General features: G+C 69.8%; 19 protein-coding genes. 10 read left to right on the top strand and 9 right to left on the bottom strand.

What is annotated here, in order from left to right:
• Positions 1-7: 7 nt before the first annotated feature.
• The 5 genes from AB0946_RS13245 to AB0946_RS13225 form a co-directional block, all read right to left on the bottom strand.
• Positions 8-445 carry a Fur family transcriptional regulator gene (locus tag AB0946_RS13245; RefSeq protein ID WP_171155028.1) on the bottom strand — a complete coding sequence of 146 codons (438 nt, stop codon included), beginning with the start codon at positions 443-445 and terminating at the stop codon, positions 8-10.
• A gap of 28 nt (positions 446-473) precedes the next feature.
• Entirely contained in the window at positions 474-1,103 is a 630-nt protein-coding gene (locus tag AB0946_RS13240; protein ID WP_366760710.1) for a restriction endonuclease subunit S, read from the bottom strand.
• A gap of 8 nt (positions 1,104-1,111) precedes the next feature.
• The gene (locus AB0946_RS13235; protein WP_366760654.1) at positions 1,112-2,800 is read right to left on the bottom strand and encodes an N-6 DNA methylase; all 1,689 of its coding nucleotides are present in this window, start codon (positions 2,798-2,800) and stop codon (positions 1,112-1,114) included.
• Between the two features lie 15 nt (positions 2,801-2,815).
• Positions 2,816-3,484, bottom strand: coding sequence for a hypothetical protein (locus AB0946_RS13230; RefSeq protein WP_366760653.1), 669 nt, complete (start codon positions 3,482-3,484; stop codon positions 2,816-2,818).
• Between the two features lie 388 nt (positions 3,485-3,872).
• The gene (locus AB0946_RS13225) at positions 3,873-4,448 is read right to left on the bottom strand and encodes an FABP family protein (protein WP_366760652.1); all 576 of its coding nucleotides are present in this window, start codon (positions 4,446-4,448) and stop codon (positions 3,873-3,875) included.
• Positions 4,449-4,683: 235 nt separating this feature from the next.
• Between AB0946_RS13225 and AB0946_RS13220 the strand changes: the two genes are divergently transcribed.
• Positions 4,684-5,046, top strand: a complete 363-nt coding sequence (locus AB0946_RS13220; protein ID WP_171155039.1) for a DsrE family protein — start codon at positions 4,684-4,686, stop codon at positions 5,044-5,046.
• Between the two features lie 53 nt (positions 5,047-5,099).
• Here AB0946_RS13220 and AB0946_RS13215 read toward each other — a convergent pair whose 3' ends face one another.
• Positions 5,100-5,363 carry a DUF3099 domain-containing protein gene (locus AB0946_RS13215; protein WP_366760651.1) on the bottom strand — a complete coding sequence of 88 codons (264 nt, stop codon included), beginning with the start codon at positions 5,361-5,363 and terminating at the stop codon, positions 5,100-5,102.
• 131 nt (positions 5,364-5,494) lie between these two features.
• Here AB0946_RS13215 and AB0946_RS13210 point away from each other — a divergent pair, with 131 nt between their 5' ends.
• The 4 genes from AB0946_RS13210 (at position 5,495) to AB0946_RS13195 (ending at position 7,844) form a co-directional block, all read left to right on the top strand.
• The gene (locus AB0946_RS13210) at positions 5,495-6,232 is read left to right on the top strand and encodes a DUF2993 domain-containing protein (RefSeq protein ID WP_366760650.1); all 738 of its coding nucleotides are present in this window, start codon (positions 5,495-5,497) and stop codon (positions 6,230-6,232) included.
• 229 nt (positions 6,233-6,461) lie between these two features.
• The gene (locus tag AB0946_RS13205; protein WP_350751515.1) at positions 6,462-6,542 is read left to right on the top strand and encodes an Ms5788A family Cys-rich leader peptide; all 81 of its coding nucleotides are present in this window, start codon (positions 6,462-6,464) and stop codon (positions 6,540-6,542) included.
• Between the two features lie 122 nt (positions 6,543-6,664).
• The gene (locus AB0946_RS13200) at positions 6,665-7,510 is read left to right on the top strand and encodes a sulfurtransferase (protein ID WP_366760649.1); all 846 of its coding nucleotides are present in this window, start codon (positions 6,665-6,667) and stop codon (positions 7,508-7,510) included.
• Between the two features lie 46 nt (positions 7,511-7,556).
• Positions 7,557-7,844 (top strand): DUF1416 domain-containing protein, encoded by a 288-nt coding sequence (locus AB0946_RS13195; RefSeq protein ID WP_145875861.1) that lies wholly within the window; start codon positions 7,557-7,559, stop codon positions 7,842-7,844.
• Between the two features lie 106 nt (positions 7,845-7,950).
• Here AB0946_RS13195 and AB0946_RS13190 read toward each other — a convergent pair whose 3' ends face one another.
• Together AB0946_RS13190 and AB0946_RS13185 are read right to left on the bottom strand one after the other, a co-directional pair.
• Positions 7,951-8,262: a hypothetical protein gene (locus tag AB0946_RS13190; protein ID WP_366760648.1), complete on the bottom strand. Its 312-nt coding sequence runs from the start codon at positions 8,260-8,262 to the stop codon at positions 7,951-7,953.
• Complete coding sequence (locus AB0946_RS13185; RefSeq protein ID WP_366760647.1) at positions 8,259-8,660, bottom strand: hypothetical protein; 402 nt, start codon at positions 8,658-8,660, stop codon at positions 8,259-8,261. Before AB0946_RS13185 ends, AB0946_RS13190 begins: the two co-directional genes overlap by 4 nt.
• A gap of 168 nt (positions 8,661-8,828) precedes the next feature.
• Here AB0946_RS13185 and AB0946_RS13180 point away from each other — a divergent pair, with 168 nt between their 5' ends.
• The 3 genes from AB0946_RS13180 to AB0946_RS13170 are packed head-to-tail and all read left to right on the top strand — an operon-like array spanning position 8,829 to position 10,076.
• Positions 8,829-9,671 carry a Scr1 family TA system antitoxin-like transcriptional regulator gene (locus AB0946_RS13180; RefSeq protein ID WP_132785551.1) on the top strand — a complete coding sequence of 281 codons (843 nt, stop codon included), beginning with the start codon at positions 8,829-8,831 and terminating at the stop codon, positions 9,669-9,671.
• Positions 9,653-9,856 carry a DUF397 domain-containing protein gene (locus AB0946_RS13175; RefSeq protein ID WP_366760646.1) on the top strand — a complete coding sequence of 68 codons (204 nt, stop codon included), beginning with the start codon at positions 9,653-9,655 and terminating at the stop codon, positions 9,854-9,856. Before AB0946_RS13180 ends, AB0946_RS13175 begins: the two co-directional genes overlap by 19 nt.
• Positions 9,857-9,875: 19 nt before the next feature.
• Complete coding sequence (locus AB0946_RS13170; protein ID WP_366760645.1) at positions 9,876-10,076, top strand: DUF397 domain-containing protein; 201 nt, start codon at positions 9,876-9,878, stop codon at positions 10,074-10,076.
• Here the strand turns inward: AB0946_RS13170 and dtd are convergent.
• Positions 10,073-10,498 carry a D-aminoacyl-tRNA deacylase gene (dtd, locus tag AB0946_RS13165; protein WP_366760644.1) on the bottom strand — a complete coding sequence of 142 codons (426 nt, stop codon included), beginning with the start codon at positions 10,496-10,498 and terminating at the stop codon, positions 10,073-10,075. The two genes, AB0946_RS13170 and dtd, sit on opposite strands and share 4 nt — an antisense overlap.
• Before the next feature lie 161 nt (positions 10,499-10,659).
• On the opposite strand from dtd, the gene AB0946_RS13160 reads away from it, so the two are divergent.
• Together AB0946_RS13160 and AB0946_RS13155 are read left to right on the top strand one after the other, a co-directional pair.
• Positions 10,660-11,262 carry an aerial mycelium formation protein gene (locus AB0946_RS13160; RefSeq protein ID WP_366760643.1) on the top strand — a complete coding sequence of 201 codons (603 nt, stop codon included), beginning with the start codon at positions 10,660-10,662 and terminating at the stop codon, positions 11,260-11,262.
• Between the two features lie 331 nt (positions 11,263-11,593).
• Positions 11,594-12,502, top strand: a complete 909-nt coding sequence (locus AB0946_RS13155; protein ID WP_366760642.1) for a winged helix-turn-helix domain-containing protein — start codon at positions 11,594-11,596, stop codon at positions 12,500-12,502.
• The last annotated feature ends 25 nt before the right edge of the window (positions 12,503-12,527 follow it).

Here is a 12,527-nt window from a genome sequence, read left to right as displayed (position 1 = left end):
CGCAAGCCTACGACGTGGTACTTGAACCCTTCAGGGAACAGTCCTGGCACCGGCCGAAGATCGCGAAGTGCTTCATGTCGGTGTCGAAGCCGAACTGCCGGCGCAGCTTGTCCGTGAACTCCCCGGCCACGTCCAGGTCCGCCTCGATGACGTTGTCGCAGTCCCGGCACACCAGGTGCAGATGGTGGTGGCGGTCGGCGAGGTGGTAGGTCGGGGCGCCGTGCCCGAGGTGGGCGTGGCTGACCAGGCCCAGTTCCTCCAGCAGCTCCAGCGTGCGGTAGACGGTGGAGATGTTGACCCCCGACGCCGTCTTCCTCACTTCCACGAGGATGTCGTCGGGGGTCGCGTGCTCGAGGGTGTCCACGGCTTCCAGGACAAGCTGCCGCTGCGGCGTCAGCCGGTAGCCGCGCTGCCTGAGGTCGCTCTTCCAGTCGGTGCTCACCACACGCCCAGTGTAGGAGGGCCGACAACCATCAAGGAGCCGAAGAGCCTGTGGGCAGGCCGCCCGACATCAAAAGGTCGGAGAGGACCTCACGCAGATCCGCGGTCGCTCGGATGATCTCCTCGTGTGCTCTGATCTTCTCGTCGATCGCATGGAGGGCGGCTCCGATGTCCCTCTGCTGGTCGAGCGTGGGCAGCGGCACCGGCAGGTCATGGAGCGTGCGCACGGTGATGGACCGCATGCCCGTGGTGCCGGCCGCGCGCCGCTCCAGCCACTCACCGGCTCCCCGACGCGAGAGGTAGGCGAGCAGGTACGCGGCCTGCGCGGGTTCGTGTGCGCGCACCCGGAACAGGTGGGTGTTGTACAGCCATCCGCTTTCCTGAGCGGTCACGAGCGCGACTCGGCCCACCGCCCCGGTGCGCGCCACCAGGATGTCGTCGGCGAGCACCCGGTATTTGGACAGGTCACGCGCCGTCCGGGGGTCGACGCACATCATGCCGGACCGGTCCGCGATCCTTCGATTGCGCAGATCGGCCGGACGGATGAGCGGCACTCCCGCCTCGATCTGCTCGGTCCTGCGCACGGCTGGACCGCCACCCTGGATCTCGCAGATGTCGCCGAGGGACACCCGCCGCCAGCCGTGTGGGAGAGCGTCGATCATTTCCTCGCTCACAGGCCGTATCTCCCCAGCAGCTCCTCCACCGCGGCGTCCGCCTCCCGCGTTCGCGCGTGCGTCTCGGCCAGGCGCCCGGCCAGAATCGCCAGATCCGCCCGGTCGGCAGGCCTGGTGTCAGACCGTTTACCGCGCGGCACATGGAAGGCGGGGCTGAGCGTGTAATCCATGTCTCTGAGTCTCTCGATGGAAACGGCTCTGCTCAGTCCGTCGGTTCCCGTGAACGCGCGTCCCTCGGCCCTGGCCGCGGTCCAGGACCGGTGTTCCTCGTGAATGAGTCGAACCTCGTCCGGGGACAGTTCCCGCCGGACCCGTGTCGTCAGAGAGCCGAAGTGGCTGGCGTCCACGAACAGGATCTCGTCGCACGAGCCGGTCGGATGCCGTAGCAGCCACACGGTGACCGAGATGCCGGTGCTCGCGAAGAGTTGCGCGGGGAGGGCGATCAACGCCTCCACCGCTCCGTCCTCCACCATCCCGGCTCTGATCCTGCCTTCCGAGGGGTTGGCCGAGAAGGCTGCGATGTCGGGCATGATGACCGCCGCCCGGCCATCCGGCCTCAGGCTGGCCACGACGTGCTGGAGCCAGGCGAAATTGGCGTTGTGCCGGGGCGGCGGGCCGTAGCGCCAGTACCTTTCGTCGACGGGACGATCGAACTTCGCGTTGAACGGAGGGTTCGTGACGACCCGGTCGAACCCTCGGGCATCGAGGTGCCAGGGACCGCCCCCGGCTGAGGGGGCGATTTCTCCGGTCCACAGCCCGGCGTCCGGGATCCCGTGCAGGGCGAGGTTCATGCCCGCCAGCGCCAGCGGGTGTTCGCCCACGCCCGCGCCGCTGACTTCGATTCGTCCGGGTGTTTGCCGCGCCGCGTCCACGGCGTCCCAGGCCGCCGACACCAGCTCACCGGCGCGGACGAACGGATCATGCACGCTGTGCACATCTCGGGCGCCCTCGGCGATGAGCCTTGCGATCACATGGACGGCGGCTCGCGGTGTGAAGAAGTCACCCGCCCTCTTTCCCAGCAGCTCGCTGTAACGCGCCAGCACCCTTTCGAAGCCCTTGGCGTGTTCGGCCCTGTCCGCGGGGCCGGTGTCGTCGAGCAGACGGACCATGTCTGCCACGCGGGCGCCTCCGAGGTTCTGTGACAGAGCGAGGACGAGCTGCTCATGTACGGCGCCCAGGCCTGCACGGACCGCGCTCGCAACGAAGCGCACCAGAAGCTCGCCGGAGTGCGGGAATTGGTACCGGCTCGCCTCGGCCACGATCCGCCGCCAATCCTCGGGGCGGCACCCCCGGAGGTAGACGAGGGTCAGCAGCACGGTGAGGTACTCGGCGTGGGACAGCTCGCCACGGAATCGTTCCGCCTGCTGACCGCTCAACAGGTCCACGGCCTTGAACAGCGCCCCGGACCGCGTTCCGCCGAGCGAGACCCGGAACCGGTCGCCGTACGTGGTCCCCGCGGGCTCGTCGGACTGTCGGGCATTCGCGGGAATCGTGCGCTGCGCCAGCCAGGCCAGCACCTCGGCGGCGGAGAAGACCTCGACGCCCGAGGGGGCATCGACGGACCTCTCGAGGGGTCGGGGAAAGTCTGCGTGCCGCCGCTCCCAGTTCGTGACGGCGGGCCGCTTCACGCCGGCGAAGCGGGCGATGTCGGCCCGCGTCACGAGGACCCCTTCGAAGTCGCTCACCGTTCCTCCCACCACTCAGAACCGGGAAGGCCTGGATCCACGCAGCGTGTCCGCCTTGCCCGCGAGCACGGCCGGGAACCGGTCCATGGCCTGGGCTTCCTTGGCCAGCTGGGGGTCGAGGTACCCGAGCATGCGGTAGATCTTGGCATGGTCGGCGGCGAGGTCGCGGTGATGGATCGGCTCATGGTGCATGATCCGGTTGCGCAACAACACCAACGACCACAGGCCGTCGTACAGGGTGTCACGGCGGCCGGAGTAGTGCGGGAACGCCTTGTGCACGGTGGGCACCCAGAACAGTCGGTCGTAGCCGGACCCCCCGCTCACCAGGGACGCCCAGAAGCCGAACGACAGCTCGGCGACCATGCTGTCGGGCGGGGCGGGCACCAGGCCACGGCGTTCGCACTTGCTCCGGGCCTTGGCCACGAGCCGCTGTCCGTTCGCGTTGAGAGGTGCTGCCGTCCACCAGTCGTCCCTCCGGTAGCCGAGGGTGAGCTGCTGGTGCAACGCGTTGCGCAGGGCCAGTTCCAGGCAGTGCAGCGAGCCGTAGAGCGCGGCCGAGGCTTCGACGTTCCACCAGTACAGTCGCCGCGCCACGAGGGCGTTGCCGCGCGCCGCACCGACGTAACGTCCCAGTCGGAGCCGCGAGAAAGCGCGCAGCATCCACTCCGGCAGGTCGTCGGTCATCGAACCCCCCTTTTCCGGGCACACCGCGGCCCGGGAACACGTTTCGGCACAGGAACGGACCCACCGTGATACGTTGGGTGATGAACGCCCTGGGCTCGCCTCTGCTCGGCACGCCACCCAGGGCACGGCATTCAGGCCCCCGGCTGCCTTTCAGGCAGCCGGGGGTTTCTGCTTCGAGACGCATCCCAACTCGGTTGAGGCGCCCCGCCGTTGTGCCCACGGTAGCCTTGCCGGCATCGCTCATGCAACCGCAGTGCACTGCGCACTGAAACTGTTAACCCCTCCTTTCGGCAAGTGCCCGAGGAACTGGAAACAACCGGAAACGACACAGGGCCCCGGCGCGGTGCGCGGGGCCCTGTGGACGAGAAGATCAGGAAGAGGCGGCGGCCTACTTGAAGAAGGCGATGCCGTCGTCCGGGAGGTCGTCGGGGAGGGTCTTCGCCCAGCGCTCGACGTCCTCGGGGGTGACGACCTTCTTGAGCTGGGCCGACATGTAGGGGCGCAGCGGGACCTCGGGGGTCTGCTTCTCGCCGACCCACATCAGGTCGCTCTTGACGTAGCCGTACAGCCGCTTGCCGCCGCTGTAGGGCCGGGAGTCGGCGGTGCGGGCGACGGCGTCCGTCACCAGGTCGATCTGCGGCTTCTTGTCGGCCATCTCGCCGTACCAGATCTCGATCACACCGTCGTCGCGGGTCATCGTGACCTCGACCTTCCGGTCCGGGCCGATCCGCCAGAAGCCGGACTCGGTCTCCAGGGGGCGGACCTTGTTGCCGTCCTGGTCGAGCACCCAGGTGTGGGAGCGGTACTCCAGGAAGTCCCGGCCGTCGTGGGTGAAGCTGACCTCCTGCCCGAAGTTGCACTTCTGAGAGCCGGGGAAGTCATGCACGCCCGCGCCGGCCCAGTTGCCGAGCAGGAAGGCGAGCGGGACGAGGTCCTTGTGCAGGTCGGACGGGATCTCGATCATGATCGGAGGCTTTCGTGGGTGTGGATCAGCGCTGGCCCTGGAACAGCTTCTTCACGGTCAGACCGGCGAAGGCGAGCACGCCGACGCAGACCAGGACCAGCAGGACTTCGAAGAATGCTTCCACGGGTGCTCCTTGAGCGAGGGTGGGCGGACGACAGAGCCGCAGCCCAGCTTACGCGGCCGGGCCGGGGCGCTCCCTGCGAGGGGCGGCGCCGCCGAGGGCTACGCTTCCCGCATGGCGAAGAAGCTCGTGATCAAGGTGACGGCCGGGGCGGACGCCCCCGAGCGGTGTTCGCAGGCGTTCACGGTGGCCGCCGTGGCGGTGGCCAGCGGGGTCGAGGTCTCGCTGTGGCTGACCGGGGAGTCGTCCTGGTTCGCACTGCCGGGCCGGGCCGCCGAGTTCGAGCTGCCGCACGCCGCGCCGCTGCCCGATCTGCTGGAGTCGGTCCTCGCCGCCGGACGCGTCACGCTGTGCACGCAGTGCGCCGCCCGCCGGGAGATCACGGAGAAGGACGTCGTCGAGGGCGTACGGATCGCGGGCGCGCAGGTCTTCGTCCAGGAGGCACTGGCGGAGGACACGCAGGCGCTCGTCTACTGAACCTTCCCCGCAGGGCCGGCCGGGGCGGGGCACCGCCGGCGTTCCGAGAGACCCTAGGGCCGCGGGCGTTTCCTGCCGTCCAGTTCGTCCCACCACTCGTCGGACTGCGGGTCGCCGGAGGGGTCGTCCCACCAGCGGTCCTCCGGACCCCGGCGGTTGGCGATCATCGCGGCGACCGGCGGGATGACCATGGCCACCACGCACATGCCGACGGCCGCCGGCACCGACCAGATGCGGACGAGCCCCCAGGCCAGGACGAAGAGACCGATGCAGGTCCCCATCATGGCGAAGTAGACGTGCCGGCGCCGGGCGTACATACGTCCACTGTAGGTCCGGCGCGGCCTGTCACAACTGATCCACAAATTCCCTGCGACCGGGCCCGGCGGGGTTACCGTGGCGTGTCCGTACCGGATTCACGAAACCGCCGCCGACCCGGGGGAACCACCACATGCGCGCCCTGCGAATACTCCTGATCCTCGTCGTGGTCCTGGGCGGACTCTTCGTGATCGTGGACCGGGTCGCCGTGCACTTCGCCGAGGGCGAGGCCGCGGACAAGCTGAAGGCGACCGAGAACCTGGCCTCGACCCCGAGCGTGGACATCAAGGGCTTCCCGTTCCTCACGCAGCTCGCGGGCGGCTCGCTCGACGACGTCGAGGTCGGCATCAAGGACTACGAGGCCGCCACCGGCAAGCCCGGACAGACCATCCGGATCGACGACCTGAAGGCCGACATGAAGGGCGTCGAGTTCTCCGGCGACTACAGCTCGGCCACCGCGTCCGCCGCGACCGGCACGGCGTCGATCTCGTACGCCGAGCTGCTGAAGACGGCCAAGTCCGAGCCGACCGAGGTGGCCCCCGGCGTCATGGCGCGGGTCGTCGGCCTCTCCGACGGAGGCAACGGGAAGATCAAGGTCGCGGTGGAGGGGACCGTCTCGGCGCTCGGGGTCAAGCAGACGGTGTCCGTGCTCAGCTCGGTGGCCGTGGTGAACAACAAGGTCGAGGTGCACGCGGACTCGCTGCCGCAGCTGGGCGCCGCCGCGGTCGCCGAGGACCGCATCCGCCGGATCACCGACTTCCAGCAGGCCGTCGACCAGCTGCCCGGCGGCATCAAGCTGGACAAGGTGGAGGCCGCGCCGAACGGCGTGCGGATCAGCGTGAAGGGTTCGGACGTCAAGCTGGCGGGGTAGGCGGTCGGACACCGGCGGAGACGGACGCCGGTGGACGCGAGGACGGTGACCGGCCTTGTCCGACTGGCGAGACGAGCACGTCCGTAGCGCAGATGCGCTGACCTGAGCGAGCGCCCGGAGCCGCCGGACGGCTCTCCGGGCGCCCGCATGTCCCGCCATTCGGACGATCCTGTCTCGCCATGTGACACACCGGTGACACGCCCGCCCGGACGTCCCTACGATCGAGTCCATGAAGCGACAGGCGGATCTCACGAAGCGGCGGGCAGTGGACCTGTGCCGCGTTGCCGCCATGCTCTGTCGCCCCTTCTGAGCGGAAGCCCCGGCTCCCGCGCCTCACCCGCCCTGCTGCCAGGGCATCCGTGCGCCGCTCGGCACCGAGCGCGCCCCTGCCTACTCGCACGCCCCGCCGCGACTGCCCCGGAGGAGAAGAGCATGAGCCGCAGCGACGTCCTGGTCGACGCCGACTGGCTCCAGGAGCACCTGGACGACCCGACCATCGCGATCGTCGAGGTGGACGAGGACACGTCCGCCTACGACAAGAACCACATCAAGAACGCGATCCGCATCGACTGGACCAAGGACCTCCAGGACCCGGTCCGCCGTGACTTCATCGACCAGGAGGGCTTCGAGAAGCTCCTGTCGGAGAAGGGCATCGCCAACGACCACACGGTGGTCCTCTACGGCGGCAACAACAACTGGTTCGCGTCGTACGCCTACTGGTACTTCAAGCTGTACGGCCACGAGAACGTCAAGCTCCTCGACGGCGGCCGCAAGAAGTGGGAGCTGGACGCCCGTGAGCTGGTCGCCGGCGACGAGGTCCCCGAGCGCCCGAAGACGGACTACAAGGCCAAGCCGCAGGACACCTCGATCCGCGCCTTCCGCGACGACGTCGTGAACGCGATCGGCTCGCAGAACCTGGTCGACGTCCGCTCGCCCGACGAGTTCTCCGGCAAGCTGCTCGCCCCGGCGCACCTGCCGCAGGAGCAGTCGCAGCGGCCGGGCCACGTGCCGAGCGCCCGCAACATCCCGTGGTCGAAGAACGCCAACGACGACGGCACCTTCAAGTCGGACGAGGAGCTCAAGGAGCTCTACGCCGCCGAGAACGTGGACCTCGCCAAGGACACGATCGCCTACTGCCGCATCGGTGAGCGCTCGGCCCTGACCTGGTTCGTGCTGCACGAGCTGCTGGGCGTGGAGAACGTCAAGAACTACGACGGCTCCTGGACCGAGTACGGCTCCCTCGTCGGCGTGCCGATCGAGCTCGGCGCCGCCAAGTAACCCCGACCGACCTTCTGGTCAGACCGAGACCCCTCTGGAGAAACGCATGTGTGGAGCGAAGGCCGGCGGCCCGGACGCCTCGACGATCAAGCCCGGTGAGACCACGATCCAGGGCCAGGTGACCCGCGACGGCGAGCCGGTGACCGGATACGTCCGACTGCTCGACTCGACCGGCGAGTTCACCGCGGAGGTGCCCACCTCCGCGACCGGCCAGTTCCGCTTCTACGCGGCCGAGGGCACGTGGACGCTGCGGGCGCTGGTGCCGGGCGCGACCGCCGACCGCACGGTCGTGGCCCAGAAGGGCGGGCTGGCCGAGGTCGCCATCGCCGTCTGAGCGACCGTACGAGGGCCTGTGACGGGTTCAGTGACGGCTGAGGGCCGCATCCCCTGGGTTGGACGCCAGTGGGGGGTGCGGCCCTTCCGCTGTGCACGGGCCCGCGTCAGCAGCGCCGGACCGCCGAGAGCCCGATCGCCGCGAGCAGCGCGCCGACGCAGAGAGCGGCGAGGAATCCGCTGACGGCCGCACCGTCGGGCACGCGGCGCCCGGGACGGCGTCCGGGGCGGGGCGGGGGGCCCGGGTCGGGGACGTCGGGCGCACCACGCACCCCGGGACGGGGACCGGGCGCGAACGCGGGATGGAAGGGCGGCAGCGCGTAGGCCGGCGGGGTCGTGTCCCGGTCCCGTGGCGCCGGGTTCTCCCGCTGCCGGCGCCTGCACTCCTCGTACGGCAGACCGTCCCGCTCGGCCGTCATGCGCGGTGCTCCGTCCGCTGGTGCTGGCGCAGCAGCACGTTCGCGTCGGTCTCGGCGCTGCGGTCGTACGCCACCCGCGCCGTCTCCCGCCGCTCCGCCAGCTCCAGACAGGCGGCACAGCCCGGCACGGGGCGCGGTGGCCGGCTCGCCTCGTCCAGGGGCGGCGGCAGCGACGGCACACCCTTGGCGCGCTGGTTGACGGCCCGCACACCCGCCCCGATCCGCTCCCGGTCCGTGGCCGGACGCACCTTCTCCGGATCGGCCTGCCACTCCACCCCGCCGCCGACGGGGCGCAGCATCACGTAGGGGCCGGCCCGGTCCCGGTACTCGCCGACCCTGCCGGTGGCGGGGTCGTAGAGAAGTCGTCCCGGCTCGTGGGACTCGGGCGTCGTCGTCATCACGGCCTGCTCCTTTCCAAGAACGCGTGTGCGCAGCGCGAAGGTGCGGCTACGCTGCGTGTTCGGTCGGTGTTCAAGAGCATGGCGCACGGAAACGGCGTCCGGGCTGCTGAGCGGGCCAAATTCAACGCGGGGCCCGCCAAATTCAACAAATTCAACAGGAGCGCGATGCCACAGCGGTTGGTGGTCACGGGACGGAGCCAGGAGCCGAGGGCGCGGTTCAGCGAGGAGTTACGGCGCCTGCGGAGCGAACGGGGGCTGAGCCTGCGGGACCTGGCGAAGGAGGTCGGCTGGGACGCGTCCCAGTTCAGCAAGATGGAGAGCGGGCAGACGCTGGGCGGACCCGAGGTCGTCCAGGCGCTGGACCAGTTCTACGGAACGCCGGGGCTGCTGGTCACGCTGTGGGAGCTGGCGGTCATGGATCCCGCACAGTTCAAGGAGCAGTACCGGGGCTACATGGAGCTGGAGGCGGAGGCCATCAGCCTGTGGCACTACGGAGGCGGCACCCTTCACGGCTTGCTTCAGACTCCGCAGTACGCACGAGAGCTGCTCGCCGCGGGCGGCATCAGGGGTCGAGAACTCGAACGTCAGGTGGAGGCGCGCATCGGACGACGCCAGGTGCTGGAGGGGGAGGAAGCGCCGCCGTTCCGCGCTCTCCTCTCCGAAGGCGCTCTGCGGGCCTCATTGAGGCACCCGCGTGAGTGGAGGGATCAGTTGGCGCATCTGGCGGAGGTGTTGGAGCGCCCGAACATCACCCTCTACGTGTTGCCATTCGGTACCGGGCTGCACGGCCTGATGGACACCGCCGTGACCTTCCTGCGGTTGCCGGACGGTCGTACGGTTGCCTACGTGGAGAACGATGTGCGCGGCGAACTGATCGACGACATCAGCATGGTTGAGGGCTTGCAGCGCCGATATGATGCGATCCGCGACCTAGTTCTGGGCCCGGTCGAGTCGCGCAAGTTCATCTTGCAGATGTTGGAGGAAGTGCCGTGCGAGCCGTCGACCTGAGCAGCGTGACGTGGCGCAAGAGCAGTTACAGCAACTCGGACGGTGGCGCCTGCATAGAGGTCTCCGACGACGTCCCCTCCGTCGTCCCCGTCCGGGACAGCAAGGCCCCCGCCCGCGGAACCCTCCTTTTCCGGGCCGGGGCCTGGACGGCGTTCGTGGACGGGGTCAAGCGCCAATCGGCCTGATGTGAAGGGAGCGGGTGCCGTGCGAGCCATTGACCTGGACAAGCTGACGTGGCGCAAGAGCAGCTACAGCAACTCGGACGGCGGCAACTGCGTCGAAGTCGCCGACAACCTCCCCCTCGTCCCCGTCCGGGACAGCAAGGCCCCCGCCCGTGGAACCCTCGTCTTCGGGCCGGAGGCCTGGACCGCGTTCGTGGACGGGGTCAAGGGGAACGCCCGCTAGATCTCCAGCAGCACCGTGAACGGCCCGTCGTTCGTCAGTGACACCCTCATCCCGGCGCCGAAGCGGCCCGTCGCCACGGTCGCGCCCAGGGCGCGCAGCTGGGCCACCACCTCGTCGACCAGGGGCTCGGCGACGTCGCCGGGGGCCGCCGCGTTCCAGGTGGGACGGCGGCCCTTGCGGGCGTCGCCGTAGAGGGTGAACTGGCTGATCACCAGGAGCGGGGCGGCGGTGTCGCTGCACGACTTCTCGTCGTGCAGCATCCGGACCGTCCACAGTTTGCGGGCGAGCTGCGCCGCCTTCTCCTTGGTGTCCCCGTGGGTCACCCCGACGAGGACGCACAGCCCCTCGCCCTCGATCGCGCCCACCGTCTCGCCGTCCACGACGACGCTCGCGCCGTCCACCCTCTGCACCACCGCACGCATGCGGACCATCATGCCCGGTGCCCCGCACTAGCCCGCACGGGGTCCACTATGGATCTCTTACCGCCCATCTGGGGAAGTTCGCGGGCACTCGGTCACATTGCGGTCGGTTGGGGTGGCACGATGCTTTCCACACGCCGGTCGAGGGGACGGTCACAGGCACCATGAGCACACCGAGTACCAGCGGGCGGCTGCGGACGCAGGGGACGTACCGGCCGCCCGCCCAGCGCGCCGACGGCACCACGGGCCCGGCGCTGCCCGCCGAGCCTCCCGAGCACGACCTGGCCCGGCTGAGCCTGCCCGAGCTGCGGACCCTGCGCCGCGACGCCCAGCGCGACGAGGCGGACCTCAGCTATGTGCGGCGGCTGCTCCAGGGGCGGATCGACATCCTGCGCGCGGAGCTGGGCCGGCGCGGCCGGGCGTCCGTGCCGGCGCCGGCGGACGGCTCCGTGGTCGACCGGCTCCCGGAGATCCTTCAGGACGCACCGGCCCGGCAGCGCTCCTCGGCCCGCCATGTCACGCTCGGCACCCCGCACAACGAGGAGTACGGGCAACTGGCCGCCGAGATGCTCGCCGAGGTCGAGCTGTCGGACCTGACGGCGCGTACGGACCTGGAACTGAACGCCGCCATGGGGCGGCTGGTCCGTTACGAGCAGGAGGTCTCGCGGCGCCGCCAGCGGTTGCAGCGGACGGCCGACGACTGCAGCGGGGAGATCGCCCGCCGGTACCGGGTGGGCGAGGCCCAGGTGGACGACCTGCTGATGTGACGAAAGGGCGCCGCCTCGTGCGAGGTCGGCGCCCTGTCTGCGGTGTTTCCCTCCGCGTGCTCTGCATCCGTAGCGAGCTGTTCAGTTGTGGCTGTGCGATGTCGGTATTCAGATGTCGCTGTTCAGTTGTGGCTGTGCGCTCCGGCGGCCGTCCCCTGTCCGGGCTCCCGGCTCCCCTCCGGAAGGGAACCCGAGCGGCCAACCACTGGGAAGTCCGACCATGTCCCGCAAGTTGGTTGCCAACTTCACTGTACTTATGTCCCTGGAAAGCGGCTTATAACCAGCCGTCGGGGAACTGCCGCAAGTTGGCGGGAAGTTGTACTGTTCGACCGTGGACCCGGAGCACGCCTCCGCCAGTGGGCGGACGAGGCCCCAGCGGCACCGCTCGTCCCACCGCGAGATCGCCGACGAACTCCGCAGCCGGATCAGGTCCGGTGTGCTGCGGCCGGGCGAGCGCATGCCCACGCAGGCCAAGCTGGCCGACGAGTTCGGGGTCGAACGCGGCGCGGTGCGGCAGGCCCTGCGCATCCTCCAGTCGGAGCATCTGCTCACCAACGTTTCCAAGGGCAGCCCGGCCACCGTGGCGGCCGTCCCGGGGCCGGCGCGGCCCCCGGCGGGCCCCGCCGCGCCGCCGCAGCCCACCATGGTCGGCCTCGCGCCGCGCGTCGCCGCCGCCTTCGCCGCCCCGCACGTGCGGATCGACGCCCTCTGCCTGACCTCCGTCTCGCTCACCCTGGCGATCGGCGAACCGCTGCGACAGATCCACGCGGGGCAGCTGAAACCGGCCAAGATCGACGTGCGGCTGCTGCTGCCCAGCCGCGACATCGACCTGGCCTTCCCGACACCGGTGGACGCCGACGACGGCGGTCTGCTGCACCGGCGGTGGCTGGCCCAGCGCAACGCCCAGGGCCTGGTACTGCGGCAGAACCTGCTGGCGCTGTGCACCACGCACGGGATCGACGTCCGGGTCTCCTTCCGGGCGCTGCCGTTCACCCCGCCGGTCAAGCTCTACCTGCTGGGTGACTCCGAGGCGCTGTTCGCGTACTACACGCTGGGGCGCCGGGAGCGGGAGATCGAGCACGAGCACGTGCAGCTGTACGACGCCGACGGCACCCGGTCCATGCTGTTCGCCTTCGAACGGCGGGCCGGGCAGCGGGACGCGACGTTCGTGGAGCAGTCCCGCCTGTGGTTCGAGGCGCTGTGGGAGACCATCAGTTCGGACCTGGCGCTGACGCCGTAGCCCGGCGTGATCCAGACGAGAGGCC

The organism is Streptomyces sp. NPDC046870 (genome assembly GCF_040704595.1).
In the GTDB taxonomy this organism is placed as follows: domain Bacteria; phylum Actinomycetota; class Actinomycetes; order Streptomycetales; family Streptomycetaceae; genus Streptomyces; species Streptomyces argyrophylli.
Note: the sequence above shows the minus strand (reverse complement) of the source record. Positions and strands in the feature narration are given on the sequence as shown.

Excerpts from the sequence above, each read along its gene's own strand:
- AB0946_RS13210 (WP_366760650.1), top strand. The coding sequence starts at position 5,495 with ATGCGCGCCCTGCGAATACTCCTGATCCTCGTCGTGGTCCTGGGCGGA.
- AB0946_RS13195 (WP_145875861.1), top strand. The coding sequence starts at position 7,557 with ATGTGTGGAGCGAAGGCCGGCGGCCCGGACGCCTCGACGATCAAGCCC.
- AB0946_RS13225 (WP_366760652.1), bottom strand. The coding sequence starts at position 4,448 with ATGATCGAGATCCCGTCCGACCTGCACAAGGACCTCGTCCCGCTCGCC.
- AB0946_RS13215 (WP_366760651.1), bottom strand. The coding sequence starts at position 5,363 with ATGTACGCCCGGCGCCGGCACGTCTACTTCGCCATGATGGGGACCTGC.
- AB0946_RS13190 (WP_366760648.1), bottom strand. The coding sequence starts at position 8,262 with ATGACGGCCGAGCGGGACGGTCTGCCGTACGAGGAGTGCAGGCGCCGG.
- AB0946_RS13205 (WP_350751515.1), top strand. The coding sequence starts at position 6,462 with ATGAAGCGACAGGCGGATCTCACGAAGCGGCGGGCAGTGGACCTGTGC.
- AB0946_RS13200 (WP_366760649.1), top strand. The coding sequence starts at position 6,665 with ATGAGCCGCAGCGACGTCCTGGTCGACGCCGACTGGCTCCAGGAGCAC.
- AB0946_RS13180 (WP_132785551.1), top strand. The coding sequence starts at position 8,829 with ATGCCACAGCGGTTGGTGGTCACGGGACGGAGCCAGGAGCCGAGGGCG.
- AB0946_RS13240 (WP_366760710.1), bottom strand. The coding sequence starts at position 1,103 with ATGATCGACGCTCTCCCACACGGCTGGCGGCGGGTGTCCCTCGGCGAC.
- AB0946_RS13230 (WP_366760653.1), bottom strand. The coding sequence starts at position 3,484 with ATGACCGACGACCTGCCGGAGTGGATGCTGCGCGCTTTCTCGCGGCTC.
- AB0946_RS13185 (WP_366760647.1), bottom strand. The coding sequence starts at position 8,660 with ATGACGACGACGCCCGAGTCCCACGAGCCGGGACGACTTCTCTACGAC.
- dtd (WP_366760644.1), bottom strand. The coding sequence starts at position 10,498 with ATGCGTGCGGTGGTGCAGAGGGTGGACGGCGCGAGCGTCGTCGTGGAC.
- AB0946_RS13220 (WP_171155039.1), top strand. The coding sequence starts at position 4,684 with ATGGCGAAGAAGCTCGTGATCAAGGTGACGGCCGGGGCGGACGCCCCC.
- AB0946_RS13160 (WP_366760643.1), top strand. The coding sequence starts at position 10,660 with ATGAGCACACCGAGTACCAGCGGGCGGCTGCGGACGCAGGGGACGTAC.